At 72.7% G+C, this 26,469-nt stretch carries 17 protein-coding genes and 1 tRNA gene; 9 read left to right on the plus strand and 9 right to left on the minus strand.

The window, feature by feature from the left end; translation table 11 throughout:
- Window positions 1–233: 233 nt before the first annotated feature.
- Window positions 234–2,978: a phosphoenolpyruvate carboxylase gene (ppc, locus tag ACF073_RS17255; RefSeq protein ID WP_392070727.1), complete on the plus strand. Its 2,745-nt coding sequence runs from the start codon at window positions 234–236 to the stop codon at window positions 2,976–2,978.
- 194 nt (window positions 2,979–3,172) lie between these two features.
- Here the strand turns inward: ppc and ACF073_RS17260 are convergent, their stop codons facing one another.
- The 6 genes from ACF073_RS17260 to ACF073_RS17285 form a co-directional block, all read right to left on the minus strand.
- Window positions 3,173–3,679 carry a hypothetical protein gene (locus ACF073_RS17260; protein ID WP_392070729.1) on the minus strand — a complete coding sequence of 169 codons (507 nt, stop codon included), beginning with the start codon at window positions 3,677–3,679 and terminating at the stop codon, window positions 3,173–3,175.
- Window positions 3,680–3,731: 52 nt separating this feature from the next.
- Window positions 3,732–4,334 carry an aminoacyl-tRNA hydrolase gene (gene pth / locus ACF073_RS17265; protein ID WP_392070731.1) on the minus strand — a complete coding sequence of 201 codons (603 nt, stop codon included), beginning with the start codon at window positions 4,332–4,334 and terminating at the stop codon, window positions 3,732–3,734.
- Between the two features lie 89 nt (window positions 4,335–4,423).
- On the minus strand, window positions 4,424–5,017 hold the full coding sequence (locus ACF073_RS17270; protein WP_392070732.1) for a 50S ribosomal protein L25/general stress protein Ctc: 594 nt from the start codon (window positions 5,015–5,017) through the stop codon (window positions 4,424–4,426).
- 203 nt (window positions 5,018–5,220) lie between these two features.
- Complete coding sequence (locus tag ACF073_RS17275) at window positions 5,221–6,201, minus strand: ribose-phosphate diphosphokinase (RefSeq protein WP_392070734.1); 981 nt, start codon at window positions 6,199–6,201, stop codon at window positions 5,221–5,223.
- Window positions 6,202–6,354: 153 nt separating this feature from the next.
- Window positions 6,355–7,803, minus strand: a complete 1,449-nt coding sequence (gene glmU, locus ACF073_RS17280) for a bifunctional UDP-N-acetylglucosamine diphosphorylase/glucosamine-1-phosphate N-acetyltransferase GlmU (protein WP_392070736.1) — start codon at window positions 7,801–7,803, stop codon at window positions 6,355–6,357.
- 122 nt (window positions 7,804–7,925) lie between these two features.
- Window positions 7,926–7,997 (minus strand) — tRNA-Gln (locus ACF073_RS17285).
- A 274-nt stretch (window positions 7,998–8,271) separates the two neighbouring features.
- Between ACF073_RS17285 and ACF073_RS17290 the strand changes: the two genes are divergently transcribed.
- Window positions 8,272–9,585, plus strand: coding sequence for a sensor histidine kinase (locus ACF073_RS17290; RefSeq protein WP_392070738.1), 1,314 nt, complete (start codon window positions 8,272–8,274; stop codon window positions 9,583–9,585).
- Window positions 9,586–9,623: 38 nt separating this feature from the next.
- Here the strand turns inward: ACF073_RS17290 and ACF073_RS17295 are convergent, their stop codons facing one another.
- Window positions 9,624–10,118, minus strand: a complete 495-nt coding sequence (locus ACF073_RS17295) for an SUKH-3 domain-containing protein (protein ID WP_392070740.1) — start codon at window positions 10,116–10,118, stop codon at window positions 9,624–9,626.
- Between the two features lie 112 nt (window positions 10,119–10,230).
- Window positions 10,231–10,746 carry a YwqJ-related putative deaminase gene (locus tag ACF073_RS17300; protein WP_392070742.1) on the minus strand — a complete coding sequence of 172 codons (516 nt, stop codon included), beginning with the start codon at window positions 10,744–10,746 and terminating at the stop codon, window positions 10,231–10,233.
- A 285-nt stretch (window positions 10,747–11,031) separates the two neighbouring features.
- Here ACF073_RS17300 and ACF073_RS17305 point away from each other — a divergent pair, with 285 nt between their 5' ends.
- From ACF073_RS17305 to ACF073_RS17315, 3 genes are all read left to right on the plus strand, one after another.
- Window positions 11,032–12,042 (plus strand): SMI1/KNR4 family protein, encoded by a 1,011-nt coding sequence (locus ACF073_RS17305; protein WP_392070743.1) that lies wholly within the window; start codon window positions 11,032–11,034, stop codon window positions 12,040–12,042.
- Between the two features lie 10 nt (window positions 12,043–12,052).
- A complete protein-coding gene (locus ACF073_RS17310) occupies window positions 12,053–15,127 on the plus strand; it encodes an SUKH-4 family immunity protein (RefSeq protein ID WP_392070745.1) in 3,075 nt (1,024 codons plus the stop codon).
- 347 nt (window positions 15,128–15,474) lie between these two features.
- Window positions 15,475–16,362, plus strand: a complete 888-nt coding sequence (locus ACF073_RS17315; protein ID WP_392070747.1) for a DivIVA domain-containing protein — start codon at window positions 15,475–15,477, stop codon at window positions 16,360–16,362.
- 196 nt (window positions 16,363–16,558) lie between these two features.
- Here ACF073_RS17315 and ACF073_RS17320 read toward each other — a convergent pair whose 3' ends face one another.
- Entirely contained in the window at window positions 16,559–18,052 is a 1,494-nt protein-coding gene (locus ACF073_RS17320) for an MFS transporter (RefSeq protein ID WP_392070750.1), read from the minus strand.
- Window positions 18,053–18,506: 454 nt separating this feature from the next.
- On the opposite strand from ACF073_RS17320, the gene ACF073_RS17325 reads away from it, so the two are divergent.
- From ACF073_RS17325 to ACF073_RS17340, 4 genes are all read left to right on the plus strand, one after another.
- Window positions 18,507–19,295 carry an ABC transporter ATP-binding protein gene (locus ACF073_RS17325; protein ID WP_392070752.1) on the plus strand — a complete coding sequence of 263 codons (789 nt, stop codon included), beginning with the start codon at window positions 18,507–18,509 and terminating at the stop codon, window positions 19,293–19,295.
- A complete protein-coding gene (locus tag ACF073_RS17330) occupies window positions 19,292–21,871 on the plus strand; it encodes an ABC transporter permease (RefSeq protein WP_392070754.1) in 2,580 nt (859 codons plus the stop codon). The genes ACF073_RS17325 and ACF073_RS17330 overlap by 4 nt, the downstream gene beginning before the upstream one ends.
- A 559-nt stretch (window positions 21,872–22,430) precedes the next feature.
- Window positions 22,431–25,961 (plus strand): transcription-repair coupling factor, encoded by a 3,531-nt coding sequence (gene mfd, locus ACF073_RS17335; RefSeq protein ID WP_392070756.1) that lies wholly within the window; start codon window positions 22,431–22,433, stop codon window positions 25,959–25,961.
- 40 nt (window positions 25,962–26,001) lie between these two features.
- Window positions 26,002–26,358 (plus strand): MerR family transcriptional regulator, encoded by a 357-nt coding sequence (locus ACF073_RS17340; RefSeq protein WP_392070758.1) that lies wholly within the window; start codon window positions 26,002–26,004, stop codon window positions 26,356–26,358.
- The last annotated feature ends 111 nt before the right edge of the window (window positions 26,359–26,469 follow it).

The raw sequence follows: 26,469 nt of genomic DNA on the forward strand, positions 1-26,469 counted from the left end.
TTCCCTACGGTTCCGTAACCTACGGCGTCGTAAGTATGGCAGCGTGTCATGCGGCGGCAAGAGCCCCAGACCCTGCGCGTCCTCATGGCCACCTATCCTTGGTCTCGGTCGGACAGCGCGGTCCGCTGAAGTTTCCTTCCCGGACGCTCCGGCCCGTATGCGGCGCCCCCGCCGCCCGGTAGCCGGCCGGGTTCCCTCCCAGACGAGCTTCAACACTGCAAGGAGCCGCACCTGTGAGCAGTGCCGACGACCAGACCACCACGACCAGCACCGAGCTGCGCGCCGACATCCGCCGGCTGGGTGATCTCCTGGGCGAGACACTCGTCCGGCAGGAAGGCCCTGAACTCCTCGAACTGGTCGAAAAGGTCCGCCGCCTCACGCGCGAGGACGGCGACGCCGCCGCCGAGCTGCTGCGCGGCACCGAACTGGAGACCGCGGCCAAGCTCGTCCGCGCCTTCTCCACCTACTTCCACCTCGCCAACATCACCGAGCAGGTGCACCGCGGCCGGGAGCTGCGGGCCAAGCGCGCCGCCGAGGGCGGCCTCCTCGCCCGTACGGCCGACCGGCTCAAGGACGCCGACCCCGAGCACCTGCGGGAGACCGTCCAGCATCTGAACGTCCGCCCGGTCTTCACCGCCCATCCCACCGAGGCCGCGCGCCGTTCCGTCCTCAACAAGCTCCGGCGCATCGCCGCGCTCCTGGACACCCCCGTCCTCGACTCCGACCGCCGCCGCCACGACGTCCGCCTCGCCGAGAACATCGACCTCGTCTGGCAGACCGACGAGCTGCGCGTCGTACGCCCGGAACCGGCCGACGAGGCCCGCAACGCCATCTACTACCTGGACGAACTGCACGCCGACGCCGTCGGCGACGTCCTGGAGGACCTCACCGCCGAACTGGAGCGCGTCGGCGTCAAGCTCCCCGACGACACCCGCCCGCTCACCTTCGGCACCTGGATCGGCGGCGACCGCGACGGCAACCCCAATGTCACCCCCCAGGTGACCTGGGACGTCCTCATCCTCCAGCACGAGCACGGCATCAACGACGCCCTGGCGATGATCGACGAGCTGCGCGGCCTGCTCTCCAACTCCATCCGCTACACCGGAGCCACCGTCGAGCTGCTGGAGTCCCTGGGCTCCGACCTGGAGCTGCTCCCCGAGATCAGCCCCCGCTACAAGCGCCTCAACGCCGAGGAGCCCTACCGGCTCAAGGCCACCTGCATCCGGCAGAAGCTCCAGAACACCAAGCAGCGCCTCGCCACGGGCACCCCGCACGAGCCCGGCCGCGACTACCTCGGCACCGGCGAACTGCTCGAGGACCTGCGGATCATCCAGACCTCCCTGCGCGAGCACCGCGGCGGCCTGTTCGCCGACGGCCGCCTGGCCCGCACCATCCGCACCCTCTCCGCCTTCGGCCTCCAGCTCGCCACCATGGACGTCCGTGAGCACGCCGACGCCCACCACCACGCCCTCGGCCAGCTCTTCGACCGGCTCGGCGAGGAGTCCTGGCGCTATGCCGACATGCCCCGCGACTACCGGGCCAAGCTGCTCGCCAAGGAGCTGAGGTCCCGCCGGCCGCTCGCCCCCGTCCCGGCCCCCGTGGACGCCGCCGCCGCCAAGACCCTCGGCGTCTTCGAGACCGTGAAGAAGGCCCTGTCGGTCTTCGGCCCCGAGGTCATCGAGTCCTACATCATCTCCATGTGCCAGGGCGCCGACGACGTGTTCGCCGCCTCCGTCCTGGCCCGCGAGGCCGGCCTGATCGACCTGCACGCCGGCTGGGCCAAGATCGGCATCGTCCCGCTCCTGGAGACCACCGACGAGCTCAAGGCCGCCGACACCATCCTGGAGGACATGCTCTCCGACCCGTCCTACCGGCGCCTCGTCGCGCTGCGGGGCGACGTCCAGGAGGTCATGCTCGGCTACTCCGACTCCTCCAAGTTCGGCGGCATCACCACCAGCCAGTGGGAGATCCACCGCGCCCAGCGCCGGCTGCGCGACGTCGCCCACCGCTACGGCGTCCGGCTGCGCCTCTTCCACGGCCGCGGCGGCACCGTCGGCCGCGGCGGCGGCCCCTCCCACGACGCGATCCTCGCCCAGCCCTGGGGCACCCTGGAAGGCGAGATCAAGGTCACCGAGCAGGGCGAGGTCATCTCCGACAAGTACCTCATCCCGTCCCTGGCCCGGGAGAACCTGGAGCTGACCGTCGCGGCCACCCTCCAGGCCTCCGCCCTGCACACCGCACCCCGCCAGTCGGACGAGGCGCTGGCCCGCTGGGACGCCGCGATGGACGTGGTCTCCGAGGCCGCCCACGCCGCCTACCGCAAGCTCGTCGAGGATCCCGACCTCCCGACGTACTTCCTCGCCTCCACGCCGGTGGACCAGCTCGCCGACCTGCATCTGGGCTCGCGGCCCTCGCGACGCCCCGGTTCGGGCGTCTCGCTCGACGGACTGCGTGCCATCCCGTGGGTGTTCGGCTGGACCCAGTCCCGGCAGATCGTGCCCGGCTGGTTCGGCGTCGGCTCCGGCCTCAAGGCCCTGCGCGAGGCGGGCCTGCGGCAGGAAGGGGACACCGTCCTGGACGAGATGCACCAGCAGTGGCACTTCTTCCGCAACTTCGTCTCCAACGTCGAGATGACCCTCGCCAAGACGGACCTGCGGATCGCCCAGCACTACGTCGACACCCTCGTCCCGGACCACCTCAAGCACGTCTTCGACACCATCAAGGCCGAACACGAGCTGACGGTCCGCGAGGTCCTCCGGATCACCGGCGGCGACGAGCTCCTCGACGCCCAGCCGGTCCTCAAGCAGACCTTCGGCATCCGCGACGCCTACCTGGACCCGATCTCCTACCTCCAGGTCACCCTGCTCAAGCGGCAGCGCGACGCCGCCGCCGAGGGCGCCGAGCCCGACCCGCTGCTCGCCCGCGCCCTGCTCCTCACCGTCAACGGCGTGGCGGCGGGACTGCGCAACACCGGCTGACGGACACCGGACACGGCCGCCCCGCGGACCCCCGGTCCCGGACGCACAGGTGCCCCCGAGGTCGCCCGACCCCGGGGGCACCCCCGTGTCCCGCACCGTCCGCGGTCAGTCCGCGGCCACCGCATCGCCGCGGTCAGTCCGCGGCCAGGGCAGCCGTCCGCGGTCGGTCCGGCGGCCAGGGCAACCGTCCGCGGTCACTGCACCGCCAGGAACGCCGCCGTCAGCAGTCCCGCCCCGCACAGCCCCAGCACCCAGGCCGGCCGGACCAGCCGCACCCCGCCCGCGACCACCACCGCGGCCAGCAGCAGCGCCCCGCCCAGCGGCACCCAGGCGTACAGGATCCCCGCCGGCCCCGAACGCACCGCGTCCCCGCCGCCGGGCTTCAGCACCACGTCGTACGTCGTCCCCGTACGCACCGCCAGGGACTCCTCGATCTCCACGCGCGCGCGTGGCCGCGCCCCCGCCGACGCGGGTGTGAACGGGCCGCTGCACACAGGCCCCGCGCACGCGGTCACCCGGACCGTGCCCCGCTCACGCCCCTTGGTCAGCAGTACATGCTGTGCGGTCCCCCAGGAACCCCACACCCCGGCGAACAGGATCAGCGCGGCGACCGCGCCCATCGCCGCGACCCGCCCGAACCGCAACGCGGACACGGACGCCTGACGAGTGGCACCGGCAGTGGCAGGCATGGCCGGGATCATTGGCCATACCCCTACGGCCGGTCAACTCCGCTGGGCGTCCCGGCCGGACAAGTCAGGAGTTGTACGTACCCTGCGCCCGTTCGAGCCCCTCGGACACCAGGCACTCCACCGCGTCCGCCGCACGGTCCACGAAGTAGTCCAGCTCCTTGCGCTCCGCCGAGGCGAAGTCCTTCAGCACGAAGTCCGCCACCTGCATCCGCCCCGGCGGCCGGCCGATCCCGAACCGCACCCGGTGGTAGTCAGGACCCATCGCCTTCGTCATCGATTTCAGACCGTTGTGCCCGTTGTCGCCGCCGCCCAGCTTCAGCCGGAGCACCCCGTAGTCGATGTCCAGCTCGTCGTGCACCGCCACGATCTGCGCCGGCGGCACCTTGTAGAAGTCCTTCAGCGCGTTCACCGGACCGCCGGACAGATTCATGTACGACATCGGCTTCGCCAGGATCACCCGGCGGCTCGCCGGCCCCGCCGGACCGATCCGCCCCTCCAGCACCTGCGCCTGCGCCTTGCCGGCCCGCTTGAACTTCCCCCCGATCCGCTCCGCGAGCAGGTCCGCCACCATGAAGCCGACGTTGTGCCGGTTCATGGCGTACTCCGGCCCGGGGTTACCGAGCCCGACGATCAGCCAGGGGTCGCTGGCGGAGGTGGTCACGTCCATGTCTCCTTGATACGCGGCAGCCGCTGCCCCCCGAGGGAACAGCGGCTGACGGAACGACGACTACGGGGTTCGCACCCCGAAGGCGAGGATCAGGCCTCCGCGGTCTCTTCGCCCGCGGCCTCTTCGCCCTCGGTCTCCTCCGCCTGCGCGGCCAGGACCTGCAGGACGACGGCGTCCTCCTCGACGGCCAGGGTCACGCCGGAGGGCAGCGCGATGTCCTTGGCGTGGACGGAGGCACCGGCCTCCAGGCCCTCGACGGAGACCGTGACGGCCTCGGGGATGTGCGTGGCCTCGGCCTCGACCGGCAGCGCGTTCAGGACGTGCTCGAGCAGGTTGCCACCGGGGGCAAGCTCACCCTCGGCGTGCACCGGGATCTCGACGGTGACCTTCTCGCCGCGCTTGACCAGCAGCAGGTCGACGTGCTCCAGGAAGCCCTTGATCGGGTCGCGCTGGACCGACTTCGGGATCGCCAGCTCGTTGGTCTTGCCGTCGATGTCCAGGGAGATCAGGACGTTCGGCGTACGCAGCGCGAGCAGCAGGTCGTGACCCGGCAGGGTCAGGTGCACCGGCTGGGCGCCGTGGCCGTAGAGCACGACCGGAACCTTGTTGTCACGGCGGATACGACGGGCCGCACCCTTGCCGAACTCGGAACGGGTCTCGGCGGCGAGCTTCACCTCGGACATGGGAATCACTCCTCGTGGAAATCAGGAACGGACGTGGTCACCCGGCCACGAACGGCCTGCTACGAAGAGCGCGTCGATAACGGACACCGGTTCGTGGAACGAACACGGCCTCCCTCGCCGAGCAACTCGGGCAGTCTACTCGGAGAGGGAGGCCGCACTCAAAAGGATCACGGGCTAGCCGGACCGGCGCACCCGCAGAAACCTCACTGCTCGTCGAAGAGGCTGGTCACCGAACCATCCTCGAAGACCTCGCGCACCGCGCTCGCGATCGTCGGAGCGATCGACAGCACCTTGATCTTGTCCAGGTCCCGGCCCAGCTCCGACGGCGTCGGCAGGGTGTTCGTGAACACGAACTCGCTCACCCGGGAGTTCTTCAGCCGGTCGGCCGCCGGACCCGACAGCACACCGTGCGTCGCCGTCACGATGACGTCCTCCGCGCCGTGCGCGAACAGCGCGTCGGCAGCGGCGCAGATCGTCCCGCCGGTGTCGATCATGTCGTCCACCAGCACGCACACGCGGCCCTTGACCTCACCCACGACCTCGTGGACGGTCACCTGGTTCGCGACGTCCTTGTCGCGCCGCTTGTGCACGATCGCCAGCGGCGCACCGAGCCGGTCGCACCACCGGTCCGCGACCCGCACCCGGCCCGCGTCCGGCGACACCACCGTCAGCTTCTCCCGGTCCACCTTCTTGCCCACGTAGTCCGCCAGCAGCGGCAGCGCGAACAGGTGGTCCACCGGCCCGTCGAAGAAGCCCTGGATCTGGTCCGTGTGCAGATCGACGGTCAGGATCCGGTCCGCACCCGCGGTCTTCATCAGGTCCGCGATCAGACGCGCCGAGATCGGTTCACGGCCGCGGTGCTTCTTGTCCTGCCGCGCGTAACCGTAGAACGGCACGATCACCGTGATGGAGCGAGCCGACGCGCGCTTCAGCGCGTCGATCATGATCAGCTGCTCCATGATCCACTGGTTGATCGGAGCCGTGTGGCTCTGGATCACGAAGCAGTCCGCACCACGCGCCGACTCCTGGTACCGCACATAGATCTCGCCGTTGGCGAAGTCGAAGGCCTTCGTCGGGACGACCCCGACACCCAGCTGTTGGGCGACCTCCTCGGCAAGCTCGGGGTGGGCGCGGCCGGAGAAGAACATCATCTTCTTCTCGCCGGTCGTCTTGATCCCGGTCACAGCACTGTCTCCTCAGAGGTTGTCTCAGCCAGCCGGCTGCTCGGCGACCTCTCGGCTGGGCATGAGAGGCCGAATCAGCTGGTAAGGGTGCGGGTGCACGCGTGCGGATGTGCACTTATCACGGTACGCCGTGTTTGACGCACACGATTCCCGTCAGCCCTCGCCCTCACCCTGCCGGGACGCCGCCTCGGCCGCCTTGGCCGCCGCGCTCCCCGGACGCTTCCGGGCCACCCAGCCCTCGATATTCCGCTGCTGACCACGGGCCACGGCCAGCGAGCCGGGCGGCACGTCCTTCGTGATCACCGACCCGGCGGCGGTGTACGCACCGTCCCCCACCGTGACAGGAGCCACAAACATGTTGTCCGAACCGGTCCGGCAGTGCGACCCGATCGTCGTGTGGTGCTTGTCCTGGCCGTCGTAGTTCACGAACACGCTCGCCGCGCCGATGTTCGAGTACTCGCCGATCGTGGCGTCCCCGACGTACGACAGGTGCGGCACCTTCGTGCCCTCCCCGATCGACGCGTTCTTCGTCTCCACGTACGTGCCGATCTTGCCCTTGGCGCCGAGCCGGGTGCCCGGCCGCAGGTACGCGAACGGCCCCACGCTCGCCCGCGCGCCCACCACGGCCCCGTCCGACACCGTGTTGTCCACCCGCGCCCCGGCGCCCACCGACGTGTCGTTCAGCCGGCTGTTCGGACCCACCTCGGCGCCCTCGCCGAGCCGCGTCGCCCCGGTCAGCTGCGTGTTCGGATGCACCAGGGCGTCCCGCTCGAACGTGACCGTCACATCCACCCAGGTCGACGCCGGGTCCACGACGGTCACGCCGTCCAGCATCGCCCGCGTCAGCAACCGGTCGTTCAGGATCCGCCGGGCCTCGGCCAGCTGCACCCGGTTGTTGATCCCCGCGATCTCCCGGTGGTCACCGGCCACCGACGCCCCCACCCGGTGCCCGGCCTCCCGCAGGATCCCCAGCACGTCGGTGAGGTACTCCTCGCCCTGGCTGTTGTCCGTGCGCACCTTCTTCAGCGCGTCCGCCAGCAGCTCGCCGTCGAACGCGAACACCCCGCTGTTGATCTCCCGGATCGCCCGCTGGGCCTCGCTCGCGTCCTTGTGCTCCACGATCGCCGTGACCGCGCCCGTCGCCTCGTCCCGCACGATCCGGCCGTAACCGGTCGCGTCCGGCACCTCGGCGGTCAGCACCGTCACGGCGTTGCCGTCCGACTCGTGGGTCCCGGCGAGCCGCGTCAGCGTGTCGCCGGTGAGCAGCGGGGTGTCCCCGCACACCACGACCACGGTCCCGGCCACCGTCCCGCCCAGCTCCTCCAGGCCCATCCGCACGGCGTGCCCGGTGCCGTTCTGCTCCGCCTGTACGGCCGTCCGCACGCCGGGGTCGATCTCGGTCAGGTGCGCGGCGACCTGCTCACGGGCGTGGCCCACCACGACGACCAGGTTCTGCGGGTCCAACTCACGGGCGGCGGCCAGCACATGACCGACCAGGGAACGGCCGCAGATGTCGTGCAGGACCTTCGGCGTGGCCGACTTCATACGGGTGCCCTCACCCGCTGCGAGAACGACGACGGCGGCCGGGCGAATGGCGCTCACGGGGTTGCCCTTCGGCTCTGGATGGGTGGGGGTGACAGCCGCAGGATACCGGGGGGTGGTGTGGGGGACATGAGTGCGGGCCCTGACGGTGGTCACCGGTCAGGGCCCGTATGGAGCAGCTGCTCCCCCGCCAGGACTCGAACCCGGACAGATGGCACCAAAAGCCACAGTGCTGCCAATTACACCACGGGGGAACGTCTCGACTAAACCGGACATTCGGTCTGGTTGCCGAGCGGCGCCTCCTACTATGCCGCACCAGGCGCCTTCCACGCGACGGTACAGGGTCATGCGCTGCCGGATGTGGATCATGGGGTGGCCGGATCGGCGGGGACGGGGAATCGAACGGGAAAGGTTCGCCAGTTCGAGGGATTCCGGTGGGTTTCGAGGTCGTCCGGTCACTGGGTGTGGTGTGTGGAGGTAGGTGAAAGTCACCGGAAAAGCCGTACCTGTCGCCCGTAGGCTGGAGACATGACCACGACGGGGGAAGAGCACGCCAGGGAGCTGACCGGCCCCTGGTGGTGGGCCAGGCGGCGCAGTGCGGTGTTCGACGGGGCTCTCGCGCTGGTGTCCGCCGTGGAGTGCGCGGCGGAGGGCATTCCGTTCGCCCGGGACGCGGGGATCCCGGTGTCCGTGGGGATCGTGTTCGGGCTCCTCGCCGGTTCGGTGCTGCTGGTGCGCCGGAAGTGGCCGATCGCCGTGGTGCTGGTGGCGATCGCCGTCACGCCCGCCGAGATGGGCTATCTGATGGGCGTGGTCGGTCTGTACACGCTGGCGGCGGCCGAGCTGCCCCGGCGGGTGATCGGGTCGCTGGCGGGGATGTCGCTGCTCGGTACGGCGATCGTGACGTTCGTACGGGTGCGGCAGGAGATGGCCCGCGGGGATCTGACGCTGGGTGACTGGTTCGTGCCGTTCGCGGCCGTCACGACGGCGTTGGGGCTGACGGCTCCGCCGGTGCTGCTGGGCCTGTACGTGGGGGCGCGGCGCCGGCTGATGGAGAGCCTGCGGGAGCGGGCGGATTCCCTGGAGCGGGAGCTTCAGCTGCTCGCGGAGCGGGCGGAGGAGCGGGCCGAGTGGGCGCGCAACGAGGAGCGGACGCGGATCGCGCGGGAGATGCACGACGTGGTCGCGCACCGGGTGAGCCTGATGGTGGTGCACGCGGCGGCGTTGCAGGCGGTCGCGCGGAAGGATCCGGAGAAGGCGGTGCGCAATGCCGCGCTCGTGGGTGACATGGGCCGGCAGGCGCTGACCGAGCTGCGGGAGATGCTCGGGGTGCTGCGGGCGGGCACGGACGCGGGCCTGCGTGCTGCCGAGGTGTCGCTGGCGGCGGTGGGCGAGGCCGCGGCGGAGGCGGCGTCCCGGGCGGCTGTCGAGGCGGGCGTGGCGGACGGGCCGTATCTGTCGGAGCTGGACGAGTTGATCGCGCAGTCGGCCGCCGCCGGGATGGTGGTGAACCTGTCGGTGGAGGGCGACGAGCGGCCGTACGCGGCGGAGATCGAGCAGACGACGTACCGGGTGGTGCAGGAGGCGCTGACGAACGTCCACAAGCACGCGGCGGGCGCCAAGACGCATGTGCGGCTGGCGCATCGCGGGTCGGAGATCGCGATGCAGGTGGAGAACGAGCCGCCGCCGGAGCCGGCGTCCGCACGGGCCGCGGGGCTGCCGTCGGGCGGGAACGGCCTGGTGGGGATGCGGGAGCGGGTCGTCGCGCTGGGCGGAGTGTTCGTGTCGGGGCCGACGGACGCGGGCGGGTTCCGGGTGTCCGCGGTGATTCCGGCGGTGTAGGCGACCGGGGCGGGGCGCGGGGGCGCGGTCCCCGGCGGTCAGCCCGCGGTGAGGCGTACCGGTGGGATGCCGGTGATCAGGGTGGTCAGGGCGTGGTCGATGTCGGGGCCGACGTACCAGTCGCCGGTGTGGTCGATGGTGTAGACGCGGCCTTCGGCGTCGATGGCGAGCAGGGCGGCGGTGTCGGTCTCCTCGCCGAGGGGGCTCAGCTCCGTGCCGAGGGCGCGGCCGAGGTCGCCGAGGGTGCGGGCCAGGTGCAGGCCGTGCAGGGGGTCGAGGTGGAGGGCGGCCGGGGCGATCTGGCGGCCGGGGCCCGCGGGGGAGATGCGGAGGGCGCCGAACTCGGCCCAGGCTTCGACGGCGGCGGGGAACACGGTGTGCCGGTGTCCGGCGGGCGAGGTGTGTTCGCGCAGGGTGTCGGCCCAGATCTCGGCCTGCTTTATGTCCCAGCGCCCGGGCTGCCAGCCGGCGCCGCGCAGGGCGGCGTCGACGGGTACGGGGAAGCGCGTGGTGGAGGTGCGGTCGGCGTGCATCTGCCCTTCGTTCGTCGTGCGTGTGCGTGCGCTCGTACGCGTGGTGGTACTCGTGCGGGTGCTCACGTGGCGGTGCGGGTGGTGTCGGTGTCGTCGGTGTTGACGGGTGCGGTCAGTCGTCGGTTGCGGCGGGGTCGACGATGCGGACGCCGAAGTGGGCGCTGAGCGCGGTGCAGGTGCGGCACGGGGTGGCGAAGCTGCCGTGGAGGGGGTCGCCGTCCTCGCGTATACGGCGGGCGGTGAGTTTGGCGTGTTTGAGCGCTTTGCGGGCTTCGCCGTTGGTCATGGGTCTGCGTGCGGCGCGTTTGCTGCGTGCGGCGTCGGCGGCGGCGATGTGCCGGGAGATGAGGATGGTCTCGGCGCAGCGGCCGGTGAAGCGGTCGCGCTGGGCGCTGGTCAGGGCGTCGAGGAAGTCCTGGACCAGGGCGTGCAGGGCCGGGGGCTGGTCGCTGCGGGCGGCGGTGCCGGTGAGGGTGGCGCCGCGGACGGAGAGGGCGGCGGCGACGGTGGGCAGGATGCCGTCGCGGCGTTGCCGGAGGGCGGGGGCGGGGGGTGTGTCGGTTCCGCTCCAGTCGATGCGTGGGTCACCGGCCCGCACGTCGGCACCTCCGGTCTGCAAGGCGTTCATGATCTTCTTCCCTCCCCGGGCATCCCCCCGAAGGACACAGGGTGCCAAATGCCGTGGCTCGTGCGGAAGCTGGGGCGCTGCGACACGCCCGGTCGGGGCGGGGTGTGACGGTGGGGTGACGGCTGGTCACGGTGGTGGTGCGACGGCCCCGGCGGGGCGGGGCGGGGGGCCGGACGCGGGGATGCGGTGGGCCGGTGACCGGGGTGCGCGTACCGCATAGGCTGTCGCCATCCGCGATCGACACCGCCGTTCAGGCCCAAGAGAACGCCGCAGGGGGCAACCGCCATGACGACAGGTCGGCTCGGGCAGCAAGCCGCGCCGCCGAACGCGGCCTACGCCGGGCAGGTCGTGCACTTCCCGGATCCGGTCCGGGCGGCACGTCACCCGAGAGGGGTACGGGTCGATGAGCGCGGTCACCCCGATTTCTCCCCGTACGCGCGCGTGGCGGTGGAGATCGCCGAGCCGCCGGAGGGTTTCGGGGTCGACGAGCTGCGGCTGACGGACTACGTGTCGGCGAACGCGGCGCTGGCCGCGGCGGGGCACGAGTTGTGGGACACGGTGCCGGATGTGGCGACGCCGCACGGCTGGACGTGGCACCACGTGGCGGGCACCCGGCGCCTTGAGCTGATCCCGGTCGACGTGAAGGCGCTGTTGCGGCATCACGGCGGGGTGGCGACGGCGCAGGTGGACCACGCCAAGCGGGGTACGCGGCCGTTGCAGGAGTCGCGTCCGGCCCACTTTGGGCTGCCGAAGTCGGGTGTCGCGGTGACGGAGGCGCAGGTGCAGGGGGTCGAGGAGGACCTGGGGTACCGGCTGCCCGGCGCCTACCGCTCGTTCCTGAAGGCGGCGGGCGGCTGCGCGCCGGCCGGCACGGCGCTCGCCGCCGAGCTGGGGCTGCTGGTGGACCAGCCGTTCTTCACCGTGCGGGACGAGGCCGCGGTCAATGACCTGGTGTACGTGAACAAGTGTCTGCGCGACCACCTGACGAAGGACTACCTCGGTGTGGCCTTCGTGCAGGGCGGCCTGCTCGCGGTGAAGGCGAAGGGCGAGCGGACCGGTTCGGTGTGGTTCTGCGCGTACGACGATGTGCGGGACGTGGATCCGTCGTGGTCGCCGGCGGAGCGGGTGGAGCGTCTGCTGCTGCCGTGCGGTGACGACTTCGATGCCTTCCTGTCCCGGCTCGCGGGCAGCCCGCCGGAGTTGGAGACGGTGGCCAATCTGATGGTGGACGGCGGTTTCGCCCGTGTCGTCCCGGTGTCTTCCGGCTCGGCGTCTTCCGGCCCGGTGGGGGAGTGAGCTGCAGGCGATGGTGACGTACGCGCAGGCGCAGGAGCGCGCCGAGGAGTGGATCAACGGCGATGTGCCCGCCTACCAGCACCGTGAGGTGCGGGTGCGGGAGTTCGAGCTGGGGTTCGTGGTGTGGGGCGAGGACCGGGCGGAGGGGCCGCGTTCGGACGCGGGCGGGCAGCGGCTCGTCATCGCCCGGGACAGCGGGGAGGCGACGCTGTGGCCCGCGCTGCCGGTGGGCGAGGTGATCCGCCGGTACGAGGAGGAGTACGGCCGCGCCGACGAGCCGCGGGACGCGGTGCCCGCGCCTGCTCCGGCCCGGCTTGACCTCAATCAGACGTCGTTCCTGCTGACTCCTCCGGAGTGGTTGCAGGAGGCGGCGGACAAGCTGGGGCTGGGGGAGCGGCGGCCGGAGGGCACGGGTGCCGGGGGCGCGGGTGCGGTTTCGGGTGCGGCTTCGGACGAGTCTGTCGAGTCTGCTTCTGGCCGGGGTCCGGTTTCCGATGGGCCGTCGGTTTCTGCCGGCGGGGCGGGGCCGGCCGGGGGCGCGAGTGCCTCCGGCGGGGCGGCTGCCTCTGCGGGTGGGGCTGCCTCCGGTGGAGGCGGGCCGGCCGAGACGCAGGCCGGGGTGCCCGCTCCGGCGGACGTGCCCGACGGGGCCACGCCCTGGGCCGGCACCGACACGAACGCGGACAACGGTGAGGACGACCGTTCCGTGCCGCTGCCCGCGACGGTGTTCGCGCCGCCCTTGACCGACCCGGACGACGCGCGGCGTCCGCCGGCGGTGGCGGCCGACGCGCCGACGGCGCTGATGTCGGGCGGCAGCCAGTTGCCGCCCACGGCGGTCGCGCCGGCGCTCGATGTACCCGACGCGCCGGGAGCGCAGGGCTTCGCGCCCGGTGCGCCCGGTGCGCCCGGTGCGCCCGTTCCGCCTGGTGCGCCGGGCGCCGGCCCGGGCCACACGCCCCCGCCGCCACCGGGCACACCGGCGTACGGCCATCCGCAGGCTCCGGCGGCCCCGGGCACCCCCCCGGCGGGCGTGGCGCCCTACCCTCCGGCGCACGGCACTCCGCCCGCGCCCCCCATGGCTCCCGCGCCCCCCATGGCTCCCGCGCCCCCCATGACTCCCGGTGCGCCGGGTCTTCCGCAGCAGAACACCCCGCCTCCGCCTCGGCCGTACGGCTACCCGCAGGGGCCCGGCGCTCCGCAGGGCGCCCAGGGGTACGGCTATCCGCAGACGCCGGGCGGTGCGCAGGACGCGCCGCAGCCTCCGGCGGGCCCGGGTGCGCCCGCGCGGCCGCTCGCGCCGAACGCCGGGGACATCGCGGACGCCGCGACCAGCAAGGCGGCGCCGCCGCCGAAGAAGGCGCGCGGCGGAGTGGGTGCGCCGCCTCCGCCGCCGGGCGTGCCGGGCCTGCCGGGCGCGCGCCCGGGGACCGCGACGCCGCCGCCCGCACCGGGTGCGCCTGCGGGCGGGTACGTGCCGACGCAGCTCGTGTCGGCGCTGGGTCCTGAGGGGCCCGAGGGGCCGGGCGGTGCGGGTGCGCCGGCCGGTCCAGGGGCTCCGGGGAGTGCCCAGGGGGCTCAGGCGCCGGGCGTGCCGAACGCTCCGGGCGCCCCCAACCCGCCCGCCGCGCCGCCGGGTGCGCCCGGTGGTACGCCGCCGGGCGGCGTGCACCACGCGGCCACGATGCTGGCCGATCCGAGCGGCATGGGCGGGGGTGCGCCCCCCCGTCCGGGTGCCCCCGCCGCCCCGGGCGCCCCTGGTATGCCGGGCGCCCCCGGCATGCCGGGCGTCACGCAGCCGCCGGGCGCCCCCGGTGCCCAAGGCGCCTCCGGTGCCGTGCACCACGCCGAGACCATGCTGGCCGCTCCGCCGGTGGCCGGCCCGGGAGCACCCCCGCCGCCCCCCGCCCCCGGCGCTCTCGGGGCGCCGGGCGCCCCCGGTATGCCTCCGGGCGTCCCGGGTGCCCACTCGCCGATGCCGCCCGGTGGGATGCCGCCCGGCGCCATGCCGCGGGGCGCTGTGCCGCCGGGCGCCATGCCCCCGGGTGCGATGCCGCCGCCCGGCGGGCCGGTGCCGGGGCAGGCTCCGGCGTACGGGTATCCGCAGCAGGGGCAGCCGACGGTGGGCCCCGGCTACCAGGCGGTGCTGCGCTACCGCGCCCAGGACGGCTCCGAGCAGCAGCTGATCCGGCGTTCGGCGCCGGGCACGCCGCACCCGGAGTGGCAGATCTTCCACGAGCTGCGGGCCATGAACGTGCCGCCGGGCCAGGTGCTCGAGCTGCACACGGAGCTGGAGTCGTGTGAGCTGCCGGGCGCCTACTGCGCGCGGATGATCCGTGAGCAGTGGCCGCAGGCGCGGATCGCGAGCATCGCCCCGTACGGCGCTGACCACGCGAGCCGGCAGCAGGGCATGCAGCAGTTGCTCGCGCATCAGGGCGAGTTGCACCAGGTGGCGGACGGTCCCGCGCGGCCCGCGCCGGTACGGGCGCCGCTGCCGCCGGTGCAGGCCGTGCCGCCGGTGCCGCCGGAGGCCATCGCGCAGGAGCTGGCCGCGGCGTTCGGTCCGGGGATCTTCCGGTTCGAGCAGCAGGCGGTGTCCCGGCAGGGGGTGCCGCCCGTCGTGGCGCACACGCTGGTCGTGGCCGGACTGCCGCTGGACATGGGCCCGTTCTTCTGGGCGCAGGCGCAGCCGGGCCGCCCGGTGCCGACGCTGGCGGAGCTCGCGGCCGAACGCGGGGTGCAGCCGGCGCCTGACGCGGGCTCGTACCTCGTCATGGGCACCGACTTCGGCAAGGCGCTCTGTGTGCAGTACGGGACGGCGAACATCGTGGCCGTGCCGGTGGAGGCGGGCCCGGGCGGTGCGCCGGTACCGCCGCAGTTCGTGAACACCGGGCTGCCGGAGTTCGCGCGGTGCCTGGCGTTGCTGGGGCGGATGTGGCGGCTGCGGTTCGGGCTGAACCAGGAGCAGGCGGGCCGCTGGACGGTCGACTTCCAGGCGCAGCTGGCCGCACTCGACCCGGCGGCGCTCGGTTCGCCGGAGAGCTGGTGGTCGGTGCTGCTGGAGCAGATGTGGGACGGGTTGCTGTAGCGCGTCCGTCGCCCGCCCGCCGGCCGGGTGTGAGACCTCGGGCCCTTCACGCGCGCGCGTGAAGGGCCCGCCGTCGTTCGCGAGTGTGGTTCCCGGGCCGGTGGGTGGCGCCGTTCGGAGCACGTTCATCACCCTTGCGGTGGGTTCGTTCCGCGGGGGCCGCGGAGAGACTCCAAGGGGGCCCGGGGTGGGCTCCGAGTGGCCGTGTCCGCCACGCCGGGGGCGACGTGCGGCGTTCCGAGCGTGACGCAACTGCGGAGTGTCGCGTTATGCACCCTTACATCCGATCCATCAAGATGTGCGCGCAATCATCCCGTCGTGTACGTCCGGTGGAAGGGGACCCCACGGTGAGCAGCGCAGCGATGCCGCCCCACGGCTTCGTGACCGTCCGGGGGCGCGGCTACCGCCCCGACCAGGTCGACGCGTACATGGAGGCGCTGTCCGAGAACCGGGACGCCGGCTGGGAGCGCGCGGCCCGGCTGACCGTGCTCGCCAAGGACATGGAGGCGGAGGCCGTGCGGTTGCGCGAGGCCGTCGCCCAGCTCGCGCCGCAGGAGTACGAGACGCTCGGGGAGGGCGCGCGGCGCCTGTTCCAGAGCGTGCGGGAAGAGGCGGCGGACCTCCTGGAGCGCACCCGGCGTGAAGCTCGCGAGCAGATCGCACAGGCGGAGGCGAGCGCCGAGGGCGTGCGCGAGAAGGCGCGCGAAGCGGCGGACGCGCTTCGCGCGGAGGCCGACGAACACGCCCGTCAGCGGCTCCTCGCCGCACAGACCGAGGCCGACGACCTCCGCATCGGCGCCCGGCGCGATGTGAAGGACGGGCGCGGAGACGCGCTCACCGCGTTGCGCGAGGTGCGCCGGCGGACGGCGGCCCTGCTCGCCGAGCAGTCCCGCGAACACGCCGCGCGCCTGTCCGAGGTCCAGCGCGCGGAGGCGGAGGCGGCGGCGGCGCTGGACGCCGGGGACGCCGACCGGGTGAGCCGGGCGGAGACGGCCCTGTCCGAGGCCGAGCGGGCCCTCGGCGAGGCCGGGGAGTTCGCGCGCCGCTCCGAGGAGGAGGCACACGCGCGTGCCGCCGAGATCATCGCCGAGGCGCGGGTGCGTGAGGAGTGCATCGCCGTGGAGACCGAGCGGATGCTGCGTGAGCACAGCGAGACCTGGGACGACGTCCAGGCGCACATGGACTCCGTCCGCGACAGTCTCATCACGCTGACCGGCCGGGTGTCCATGGAGTAGCGGCCCCGGCCGCCGGCCGGAGCGCTCACGGAGACCCGAGGACGCCCGCCGAGGCGGCGCCCGCCGGGAGCACCTGCGGAAACGTCAGCTGCCGGAAGCGCCCGCGGAAACGTCACCCGCCGGGAGCCCCCGCGGAAACGTCGGCTGCCGGGAGCACCTGCGGAAACGTCACCTGCCGGAAGCGCCCGCGGAAACGTCACTCCTGAAGCACCGGAAACCGTCGGGGTGCCACCAGCAGCAGCACCACGAACGCCAGTGCCGCCGCGCCCGCCGCCCCCAGGTAGACCGCGTGCACCGCGTCGGCGATCGCCCGCCGGGTCGCCTCCGGGGCCGTACCGTCGTCCAGGGCGCGCGTGATGGAGTCCAGGTCGCCCGCGCCGCCGAGCCGTGCCGCCAGCACCCCGTTGGCGACGGCGCCGAACAGGGACGCGCCGAGGGTCTGGCCGGTCTGCCGGCAGAACAGGACCGACGCGGTCGTGGTGCCGCGCTCCGACCAGCCCACGGTCGACTGCACGCCGACGATCAGCGGCAGCTGGAACAGTCCGAGCGCCCCGCCCAGCAGCAGCATCAGCAGCGTCGGCTGCCACCAGGAGCCGGGGTAGGGCAGGAACGGGAACGCGAAGAGGATCAGCGACGCCAGGCCGATGCCGAGCAGCGCGGTGTCCCGGAAGCCGATCCGCCGGTAGACGTGCTGGCTCAGCGCCGCGGTCACCGGCCAGCTGAGCGTCCACACCGACAGCACGAACCCCGCGGCCACCGGCGCGAGTCCGAGCACCGACTGCGCGTACGTCGGCAGGAACACCGACGGCGCCACCATCAGCAGCCCCAGCGCCCCGAGCGAGAGGTTGACGGCCGCGATCGTACGGCGCCGCCACACCCACCCCGGGATGATCGGCTCGGCGGCCCGCCGCTCCACCGCCACCACCACGACGGCCAGGAACAGGCCCGTGCCGAACAGGGCCAGCGACGGCACCGACACCCACGGCCACGCGACCCCGCCCTGCACCATCGCGGTCAGCAGCACCCCGCCGCACGCGAACACCGCGAGCGCGCCGGCCCAGTCCACGCGCGCGCGGGGCGCCCTCTCCCGCTCCGGCTCGTGCAGATGGCGGACGATCAGCCACAGCGCGGCGGCGCCGATCGGCAGGTTGATCAGGAAGATCCAGCGCCAGTCGGCGTAGGCGGCGAGCACCCCGCCGAGCCCGGGCCCGGCCACCGCGGAGACCGCCCACACCGTGGACAGCTTGGACTGGATCTTCGGGCGCTCCGCCAGCGGGTACAGATCGGCGGCCAGCGTCTGCACGGTGCCCTGCAACGCCCCGCCGCCCAGGCCCTGCACGATCCGGAACGCGATCAGGGTCCCCATGTTCCAGGCCGCCGCGCACAGCAGTGAACCCAGCAGGAACACGGCCGCGCCCACCACCAGCACCGGCTTGCGGCCGAAGGTGTCGGACAGCTTGCCGTAGACGGGGAGCGTGACGGTGACGGCGAGCAGATAGCCGGAGAACAGCCAGGAGAAGACGGAGAACCCGCCGAGGTCGCCGACGATCTGCGGTACGGCCGTGGAGACGACGGTGGAATCGAGCGCCGCCAGTGCCATCGCCAGCATGAGCGCGGCGACCACCGCACCGCGCCGTCCGCTGTCCCGCCTGCCGGCGGTGCCCCGTATCGCCGGTGTCGTACTCCCCACCGCACACCCCTCCCGTGCTCCCCGCGGGAAGCTACCCCGTTGCCCCCTGCACCTATGTGCGCGACGCCAGCTTCCCACGGGACGTCAGGCGGTGCCCGGACTTGCCCCTGACGCGACGGCAGGGTGGAGCCTTTCCGCGTCGAAGGGTGGAGCCGGCCCCGAGAAGGGCTCCACCCGCCGGTGGAGCACCCCTAGGGGTACCTCCGTCCTATGACTCGGGGAGGGGTCGTCCCGGCGGAGGACGAGACCGGGCCGGGGTGCTCCTTAACCTGGCTTTACACCGCTGGGGGGCGGTGGGCCGCACCGGCCGGGGTGGGGTTTTCCCCCCGGAAAGACGGGGCTTCGCACCAGCGCGCGAGCCCCCGGCCGGCCGCGAGACTCGACGACGTACCGCACACGACACCCGGGACCGGGCGACCGTTCTCGACCTGTCAACCGACATAGGAGACATACAGTGACATCGGCTGTGACCATTCCCAGGCACGGGGGCACTGGAGGGCGTACGGCCGTTGCCGCTCGGGCGCGGCAGGTCGTGAAGGCGTACGGGTCCGGCGAGACCCGTGTCGTCGCCCTCGACCACGTCGACGTGGACATCGCCCGCGGTCAGTTCACCGCGATCATGGGCCCCTCGGGGTCCGGCAAGTCCACCCTGATGCACTGCCTCGCCGGTCTCGACACCGTGACCAGCGGTCAGATCCACCTGGACGACACCGAGATCACCGGCCTGAAGGACAAGAAGCTCACCCAGCTGCGCCGGGACCGGATCGGCTTCATCTTCCAGGCGTTCAACCTGCTGCCCACGCTGAACGCGATCGAGAACATCACGCTGCCCATGGACATCGCCGGCCGCAAGCCCGACCGGGCCTGGCTGGACCGGGTGGTGGAGACCGTCGGGCTCGCCGGGCGCCTCAAGCACCGGCCGACCCAGCTCTCCGGCGGCCAGCAGCAGCGCGTCGCCGTGGCCCGCGCGCTCGCCGCCCGCCCGGAGATCATCTTCGGGGACGAGCCGACCGGAAACCTCGACTCGCGCGCGGGGGCGGAGGTTCTGGGCTTCCTGCGCCGCTCGGTGGACGAACTCGGCCAGACCATCGTCATGGTGACCCACGACCCGGTGGCCGCCTCCTACGCCGACCGCGTGCTCTACCTCGCCGACGGCCGCATCGTCGACGAGATGTACCAGCCGACGGCCGACCAGGTCCTGGACCGCATGAAGGACTTCGACGCCCGGGGGCGCACGTCATGACGGTCCTGAAGACCTCGATGCGCAACTTCTTCGCGCACAAGGGGCGCATGGCGCTGTCCGCCGTGGCGGTCATGCTGTCGGTGGCGTTCGTGTGCGGCACCCTCGTGTTCACCGACACGATGAACACCACCTTCGACAAGCTGTTCCAGGCGACCTCCTCGGACGTGACGGTCAGCGCCAAGGGCTCCTCCGACAGCGGCCGGACCACCTCCCGCACCGGCAAGCCGCCGGTCATGCCGGCCGCCGTCCTCGGCGAGGTCCGCAAGGCCGAGGGCGTGCGCTCCGCCGAGGGCACGGTGTTCTCCACCTCCGCGACCGTCGTCGACGCCGACAAGGACAAGCTGTCGCCGGGCAGCGGCGCCCCGACCATCGTCGGCAACTGGAACGCCAACGACGCCCGCACCATGGAGATCACCTCCGGCAAGGCGCCCAAGGGCGCGGACCAGGTGATGGTCGACGCCGACACCGCCGACCGGCACCACCTGAAGCTCGGCGACGAGATCGGTGTGATCACGGCCGTCGGCACGCACCGGGCGCACGTGTCCGGCATCGCCTCCTTCCAGGTCACCAACCCCGGCGCGGCGATCTTCTACCTGGACACCAGGACCGCCCAGCAGGCCCTGGTCGGCGAGAGCGGCGTCTACACCGGCGTCAACGTCACCGCCGCCAAGGGGGTGACCGACGCGCGGCTGAAGGAGAACGTCACCGCCGCCCTCGGGCACGGCTACAAGGTGCAGACCGCCAAGGAGGTCGCCGACGCCAACCGGAAGGACCTCGGGGACATCCTGAACGTCATGAAGTACGCGATGCTCGGCTTCGCCGGGATCGCCTTCCTGGTCGGCATCTTCCTGATCATCAACACCTTCTCCATGCTGGTCGCCCAGCGCACCCGCGAGATCGGCCTGATGCGCGCCATCGGCTCCTCCCGCAAGCAGATCAACCGGTCCGTGCTGGTCGAGGCGCTGCTGCTCGGCGTGGTCGGCTCGGTGCTCGGCGTCGGCGCGGGGGTCGGCATCGCGGTCGGCCTGATGAAGCTCATGGGCCTGATGGACATGCACCTGTCCACCGACGATCTGACGGTCGTCTGGACCACGCCCGCGATCGGCCTGGCCCTCGGCGTGGTCGTCACCGTCCTCGCCGCCTACCTGCCCGCCCGCCGCGCCGGCAAGGTCTCCCCGATGGCCGCCCTGCGCGAAGCGGGCGCCCCGGCCGACGCCAAGGCGGGTGCCGTCCGGGCCGTCATCGGCCTGCTCCTCACCGGCGCGGGCGGTTACGGCCTCTACGTCGCCGGCACCGCCGACGAGGCCAAGGCCGGGTCGGGCTGGCTGGGCCTGGGCGTGGTGCTCACCCTGATCGGCTTCGTGATCATCGGCCCGCTGCTCGCCGCCGGCCTGGTCCGCGTCCTCGGCCTGATCATCCTGCGGATCTTCGGACCCGTGGGCCGCATGGCCGAGCGCAACGCACTGCGCAACCCGCGCCGCACCGGCGCCACCGGCGCCGCCCTGATGATCGGCCTCGCCCTGGTGGCTTGCCTGTCGGTGGTCGGCTCCTCCATGGTGGCCTCCGCCACCGACCAGCTGGACAAGACCGTGGGCACGGACTTCATCATCCAGAACGACAACGGCGACGTCCTCACCAAGCAGGCGGTCAAGGCCGTCAAGGACACGCCGGGCCTCGCCCGGGTCACCGAGTACAAGCTGCTCGACGCCAAGCTGACCACACCCGACGGCCGTGTCTCGGACGGCGAGACGATCAACGCGGCCGACCCGACCTACGCACAGGACCTGCGCACCAAGACCGTGGCCGGCGATCTCGCCGACGCCTACAAGCCCGACTCGATGTCCGTCTTCGAAGGCTTCGCCGAGAAGCACGGCATCAAGGTCGGTTCCACGGTCGCGGTCGACTTCAAGGACGGCACGACGGCCAGGCTGACCGTCCGCGCGATCACCAGCGACGACGCCGTCATCGACAAGGGCGCGATGTACGCGTCCATCGCAACGGCCGCCAAGTACGTGCCCGCCGGCGACATGCCCCTCGACGACCTGCTCTTCGCCACGGCCGACGACGGCCAGGAGAAGACCGCCTACGCGGCGCTGAAGTCGGCCCTGCACGACTACCCGCAGTACACCGTGCGCGACCAGACCGACTACAAGCAGGAGCTGAAGGACCAGATCGGCCAGCTGCTGAACATGATCTACGGCCTGCTGGCGCTCGCGATCATCGTCGCGATCCTCGGTGTGGTGAACACCCTGGCGCTCTCCGTGGTCGAACGGACCCGGGAGATCGGCCTCATGCGGGCCATCGGCCTCTCCCGCCGCCAGCTGCGCCGCATGATCCGCCTGGAGTCCGTGGTGATCGCCGTCTTCGGCGCCCTGCTCGGCCTCGGCCTGGGCATGGGCTGGGGCGCGACCGCCCAGAAGCTGCTCGCCCTGGAGGGCCTCAAGGTCCTGGAGATCCCGTGGCCGACGATCACCGGGGTGTTCATCGGCTCGGCCTTCGTGGGCCTGTTCGCCGCGCTGATCCCGGCCTTCCGGGCCGGCCGGATGAACGTGCTGAACGCGATCGCGACGGACTAGCCGCGCGGGCTGGACCGACGACCACCGCATACGGGGGTTGCGGGGGAGAACCCGGCGCCGGGGAGTCTTGGGGGACTCCCCGGCGCCGGGCTGTGCGGGTCCGCCGGGGGGCGGGGCACACAGCGACGGCCGACCGCGTCCGGGGGCGCCGGGGCGCAGCGGGGGCGGCCGGGGGCGGCCGGGGCCGTGGGTGCCGGGGCGCAGCCGGGGTGGCCGGGGGGCTGTGGGTGCCGGGGTGCACGGAGGTGCACGGAGGTGCACCGGGCGTGGACAGGGCCGTGGGGACAGGGCCGTGGGGACGGGGGTGCGGGTACGCGGGGACAGGTCTGCGGTCGGGGGGGTGCGGCGGGGCGGCTCTGCGGGGCGGGCGACCGGATCGGCCGCCGGGGCTCACGGGGGATCGGCCGCCGGGGCTTACGGGGGATCGGCCGCCGTGGCGCACGGGCGTTGTCCACAGCCTCCCGCGCCGCCGCCGACACCGTCGTACGCTGGAGACCCCCCGGCCCGTCATCCGAGTCGGGCTGTTCGCGTTGCCCACACCCGGACGGAAAGCCTCCCCATGAGCCTGCACGGTCTGCTCGACGCCGTCGTCAAGGACCCCGCCCTCGCGGAAGCGATCGTGGCGGCGGCGGACGGCAACCGCCCGCACGTCGACCTCGTCGGCCCCCCGGCGGCCCGCCCCTTCGCGGTCGCCGCCCTGGCCCGCGAGGCCGGCCGCCCGGTGCTGGCGGTCACGGCCACCGGCCGGGAGGCGGAGGACCTCGCCGCCGCGCTGCGCTCCCTGCTCCCCGAAGAGGGCGTCGTGGAGTACCCCTCCTGGGAGACCCTCCCGCACGAGCGGCTCAGCCCGCGCAGCGACACCGTGGGCCGCCGCCTGGCCGTGCTGCGGCGCCTGGCCCACCCCCGTCCCGACGACCCCGAGACCGGCCCGGTGTCGGTGGTCGTCGCCCCCGTGCGCTCCGTGCTCCAGCCCCAGGTCAAGGGCCTCGGCGACCTGGAACCCGTAGCCCTGAGGACCGGCCAGAGCGCCGATCTGAACGCCGTCGTCGAAGCCCTCGCCGCTGCCGCCTACGCGCGCGTGGAGCTGGTCGAGAAGCGCGGCGAGTTCGCCGTGCGCGGCGGCATCCTGGACGTGTTCCCGCCCACCGAGGAACACCCCCTGCGCATCGAGTTCTGGGGCGACGACGTCGAGGAGATCCGCTACTTCAAGGTCGCCGACCAGCGCTCCCTCGAAGTCGCCGAGCACGGCCTGTGGGCGCCCCCCTGCCGCGAGCTGCTGCTCACCGACGACGTGCGCGCCCGCGCGCGTGACCTCGCCGAGCACCACCCCGAGCTGGGCGAACTGCTCGGCAAGATCGCCGAGGGCATCGCGGTCGAGGGCATGGAGTCCCTGGCCCCGGTCCTGGTGGACGACATGGAACTGCTCATCGACGTGCTGCCCAAGGGCGCGATGGCCGTCGTCTGCGACCCGGAGCGGGTCCGTACGCGCGCCGCCGACCTCGTGGCGACCTCGCAGGAGTTCCTCCAGGCGTCCTGGGCGGCCACCGCGGGCGGCGGCGAGGCCCCGATCGACGTCGGCGCGGCCTCCCTGCGGTCCATCGCGGACATCCGCGACCACGCGCGCGAGCTGGACATGATGTGGTGGTCGGTGTCCCCGTTCGCCGCCGACCTCGAACTGGAGGCGGACACCCTCAAGCTCGGCATGCACGCGCCGGAGACCTACCGCGGCGACACCGCGCGGGCCCTCGCCGACACCAAGGGCTGGCTCGCCGACGGCTGGCGCACGGTGTACGTCACCGAGGGCCACGGCCCGGCCGCGCGCACCGTGGAGGTGCTCGGCGGCGAGGGCATCGCGGCCCGCCAGGACTCCGACCTCGGCGAGCTGAGCCCCTCCGTGGTGCACGTCTCCTGCGGCTCGATCGAATACGGCTTCGTGGACCCGGCGCTCAAGCTCGCCGTACTCACCGAGACCGATCTGTCCGGGCAGCGCGCGACCGGCCGCGAGGGCGCCCGCATGCCGGCCCGCCGCCGCAAGACCATCGACCCGCTCACCCTGGAACCGGGCGACTACATCGTCCACGAACAGCACGGCGTCGGCCGCTACATCGAGATGGTCCAGCGCACCGTGCAGGGCGCCACGCGCGAGTACCTGGTCGTCGAGTACGCGCCCGCCAAGCGCGGCCAGCCGGGCGACCGGCTCTACATCCCGACCGACCAGCTGGAGCAGATCACCAAGTACGTCGGCGGCGAGGCACCCACCCTGCACCGCCTGGGCGGCGCGGACTGGACGAAGACCAAGGCCCGCGCGAAGAAGGCCGTCAAGGAGATCGCGGCCGACCTGATCAAGCTGTACAGCGCGCGCATGGCCGCCCCCGGCCACGCCTTCGGTTCCGACACCCCCTGGCAGCGCGAGCTGGAGGACGCCTTCCCCTACGCGGAGACCCCGGACCAGCTCACCACCATCGCCGAGGTCAAGGAGGACATGGAGAAGACGGTCCCCATGGACCGCCTGGTCTGCGGCGACGTCGGCTACGGCAAGACCGAGATCGCGGTGCGGGCCGCCTTCAAGGCCGTACAGGACGGCAAGCAGGTGGCCGTCCTCGTCCCCACGACCCTCCTGGTGCAGCAGCACTTCGGCACCTTCTCGGAGCGGTACGCGCAGTTCCCGGTGAACGTGCGGGCGCTCTCCCGCTTCCAGACCGACACCGAGGCCAAGGCCGTCCTGGAGGGGCTGAAGGAGGGCGCGGTGGACGTCGTCATCGGCACCCACCGCCTGTTCTCCTCGGAGACCAAGTTCAAGGACCTGGGCCTGGTCATCGTGGACGAGGAGCAGCGCTTCGGCGTCGAGCACAAGGAGCAGCTGAAGAAGCTCCGCGCCAACGTCGACGTGCTGACGATGTCCGCCACCCCGATCCCGCGCACCCTGGAGATGGCGGTCACCGGCATCCGCGAGATGTCCACGATCACCACGCCCCCGGAGGAGCGCCACCCGGTGCTCACCTTCGTCGGGCCGTACGAGGAGCGGCAGATCGGCGCGGCCATCCGCCGCGAACTGCTGCGCGAGGGCCAGGTCTTCTACATCCACAACCGCGTCGAGTCCATCGACCGCGCGGCGGCGCGACTGCGCGAGATCGTCCCCGAGGCGCGCATCGCCACGGCGCACGGCCAGATGTCGGAATCGGCGCTGGAGCAGGTCGTCGTCGACTTCTGGGAGAAGAAGTTCGACGTGCTGGTGTCGACCACGATCGTGGAGTCCGGCATCGACATCTCCAACGCCAACACGCTGATCGTGGAGCGCGGCGACACCTTCGGCCTGTCCCAGCTGCACCAACTGCGCGGCCGGGTCGGCCGGGGCCGCGAGCGCGGCTACTCGTACTTCCTGTACCCGCCGGAGAAGCCGCTGACGGAGACCGCGCACGAGCGTCTGGCGACGATCGCCCAGCACACCGAGATGGGCGCGGGCATGTACGTGGCGATGAAGGACCTGGAGATCCGCGGCGCCGGCAACCTGCTCGGCGGCGAGCAGTCCGGGCACATCGCCGGCGTCGGCTTCGACCTGTACGTCCGCATGGTCGGCGAGGCGGTCGCGGACTACCGGCGCCAGCTGGAGGACGGCGGGGCCGAGGAGGAGCAGCCGCTCGAAGTCAAGATCGAGCTGCCCGTCGACGCGCACGTCCCGCACGACTACGCCCCCGGCGAGCGGCTGCGCCTCCAGGCGTACCGGGCCATCGCCTCCGCCAACAGCGAGGAGGACGTCAAGGCCGTCCGCGAGGAGCTGACCGACCGCTACGGCAAGCTGCCCGAGCCGGTGGAGAACCTGCTGCTGGTGGCCGGGCTGCGGATGCTCGCGCGCGCGTGCGGCGTCGGCGAGATCGTCCTGCAGGGCACCAACATCCGCTTCGCCCCCGTGGAGTTGCGCGAGTCGCAGGAGCTGCGGGTCAAGCGGCTCTACCCGGGCACGGTCATCAAGCCGGCCGCGCACCAGGTGCTGATCCCGCGCCCGAAGACCGCGAAGGTGGGCGGCAAGCCGCTGGTCGGCCGCGAACTGCTGGCCTGGGTCGGCGAGTTCCTCACCTCGATCCTGGGCTAGCGGACGAGGGACGGGGGCGTGAGCGGGGACGGGGGCGCGCGTGCGGATCGGTGAACTGGCCGAGGCGACCGGAACGACACCGCGCGCCCTGCGCCACTACGAGCAGCAGGGCCTGATCGGCTCGGCGCGCGCCGCCAACGGCTACCGCGCGTACGACGCCCGTACGGCGGTCCGGGTCCGCAACATCCGCCGGCTGCTGGAGGCCGGCCTCACCCTGGACGACGTACGGGCGTTCCTCACCTGCCTGGACGGCGACGTCACCGCCGGTCCCCCCTCCGCCGAGGGGCTGAGGGTCGCCCGGGACCGGCTGGCCGTGCTCGACGCCCGCATCGCCGCCCAGACGGCGCTGCGGGACCGACTGGCGACGGCGCTGCGGGAGGCGGGCGAGAGCGTCTGACGCGTTCAGGGAGCCGGCCGGCCCCTGGGGTGCGTGTCAGGGGCGCGTGTCAGGGGTGCGTGTCAGGGGTGCCCGTCGGCCGGTGGCACCGGGCGAGCACCCCGCAGGGGA

The organism is Streptomyces sp. NPDC015171, from assembly GCF_043079545.1.
Lineage (GTDB): Bacteria > Actinomycetota > Actinomycetes > Streptomycetales > Streptomycetaceae > Streptomyces.

Coding starts and splice junctions, on each gene's coding strand:
- ACF073_RS17330 (WP_392070754.1), top strand. CDS start 19,292: ATGACGGTCCTGAAGACCTCGATGCGCAACTTCTTCGCGCACAAGGGG.
- ACF073_RS17260 (WP_392070729.1), bottom strand. CDS start 3,679: ATGATCCCGGCCATGCCTGCCACTGCCGGTGCCACTCGTCAGGCGTCC.
- ACF073_RS17310 (WP_392070745.1), top strand. CDS start 12,053: ATGGTGACGTACGCGCAGGCGCAGGAGCGCGCCGAGGAGTGGATCAAC.
- ACF073_RS17290 (WP_392070738.1), top strand. CDS start 8,272: ATGACCACGACGGGGGAAGAGCACGCCAGGGAGCTGACCGGCCCCTGG.
- mfd (WP_392070756.1), top strand. CDS start 22,431: ATGAGCCTGCACGGTCTGCTCGACGCCGTCGTCAAGGACCCCGCCCTC.
- ACF073_RS17300 (WP_392070742.1), bottom strand. CDS start 10,746: ATGAACGCCTTGCAGACCGGAGGTGCCGACGTGCGGGCCGGTGACCCA.
- ACF073_RS17305 (WP_392070743.1), top strand. CDS start 11,032: ATGACGACAGGTCGGCTCGGGCAGCAAGCCGCGCCGCCGAACGCGGCC.
- ACF073_RS17295 (WP_392070740.1), bottom strand. CDS start 10,118: ATGCACGCCGACCGCACCTCCACCACGCGCTTCCCCGTACCCGTCGAC.
- ACF073_RS17270 (WP_392070732.1), bottom strand. CDS start 5,017: ATGTCCGAGGTGAAGCTCGCCGCCGAGACCCGTTCCGAGTTCGGCAAG.
- pth (WP_392070731.1), bottom strand. CDS start 4,334: ATGGACGTGACCACCTCCGCCAGCGACCCCTGGCTGATCGTCGGGCTC.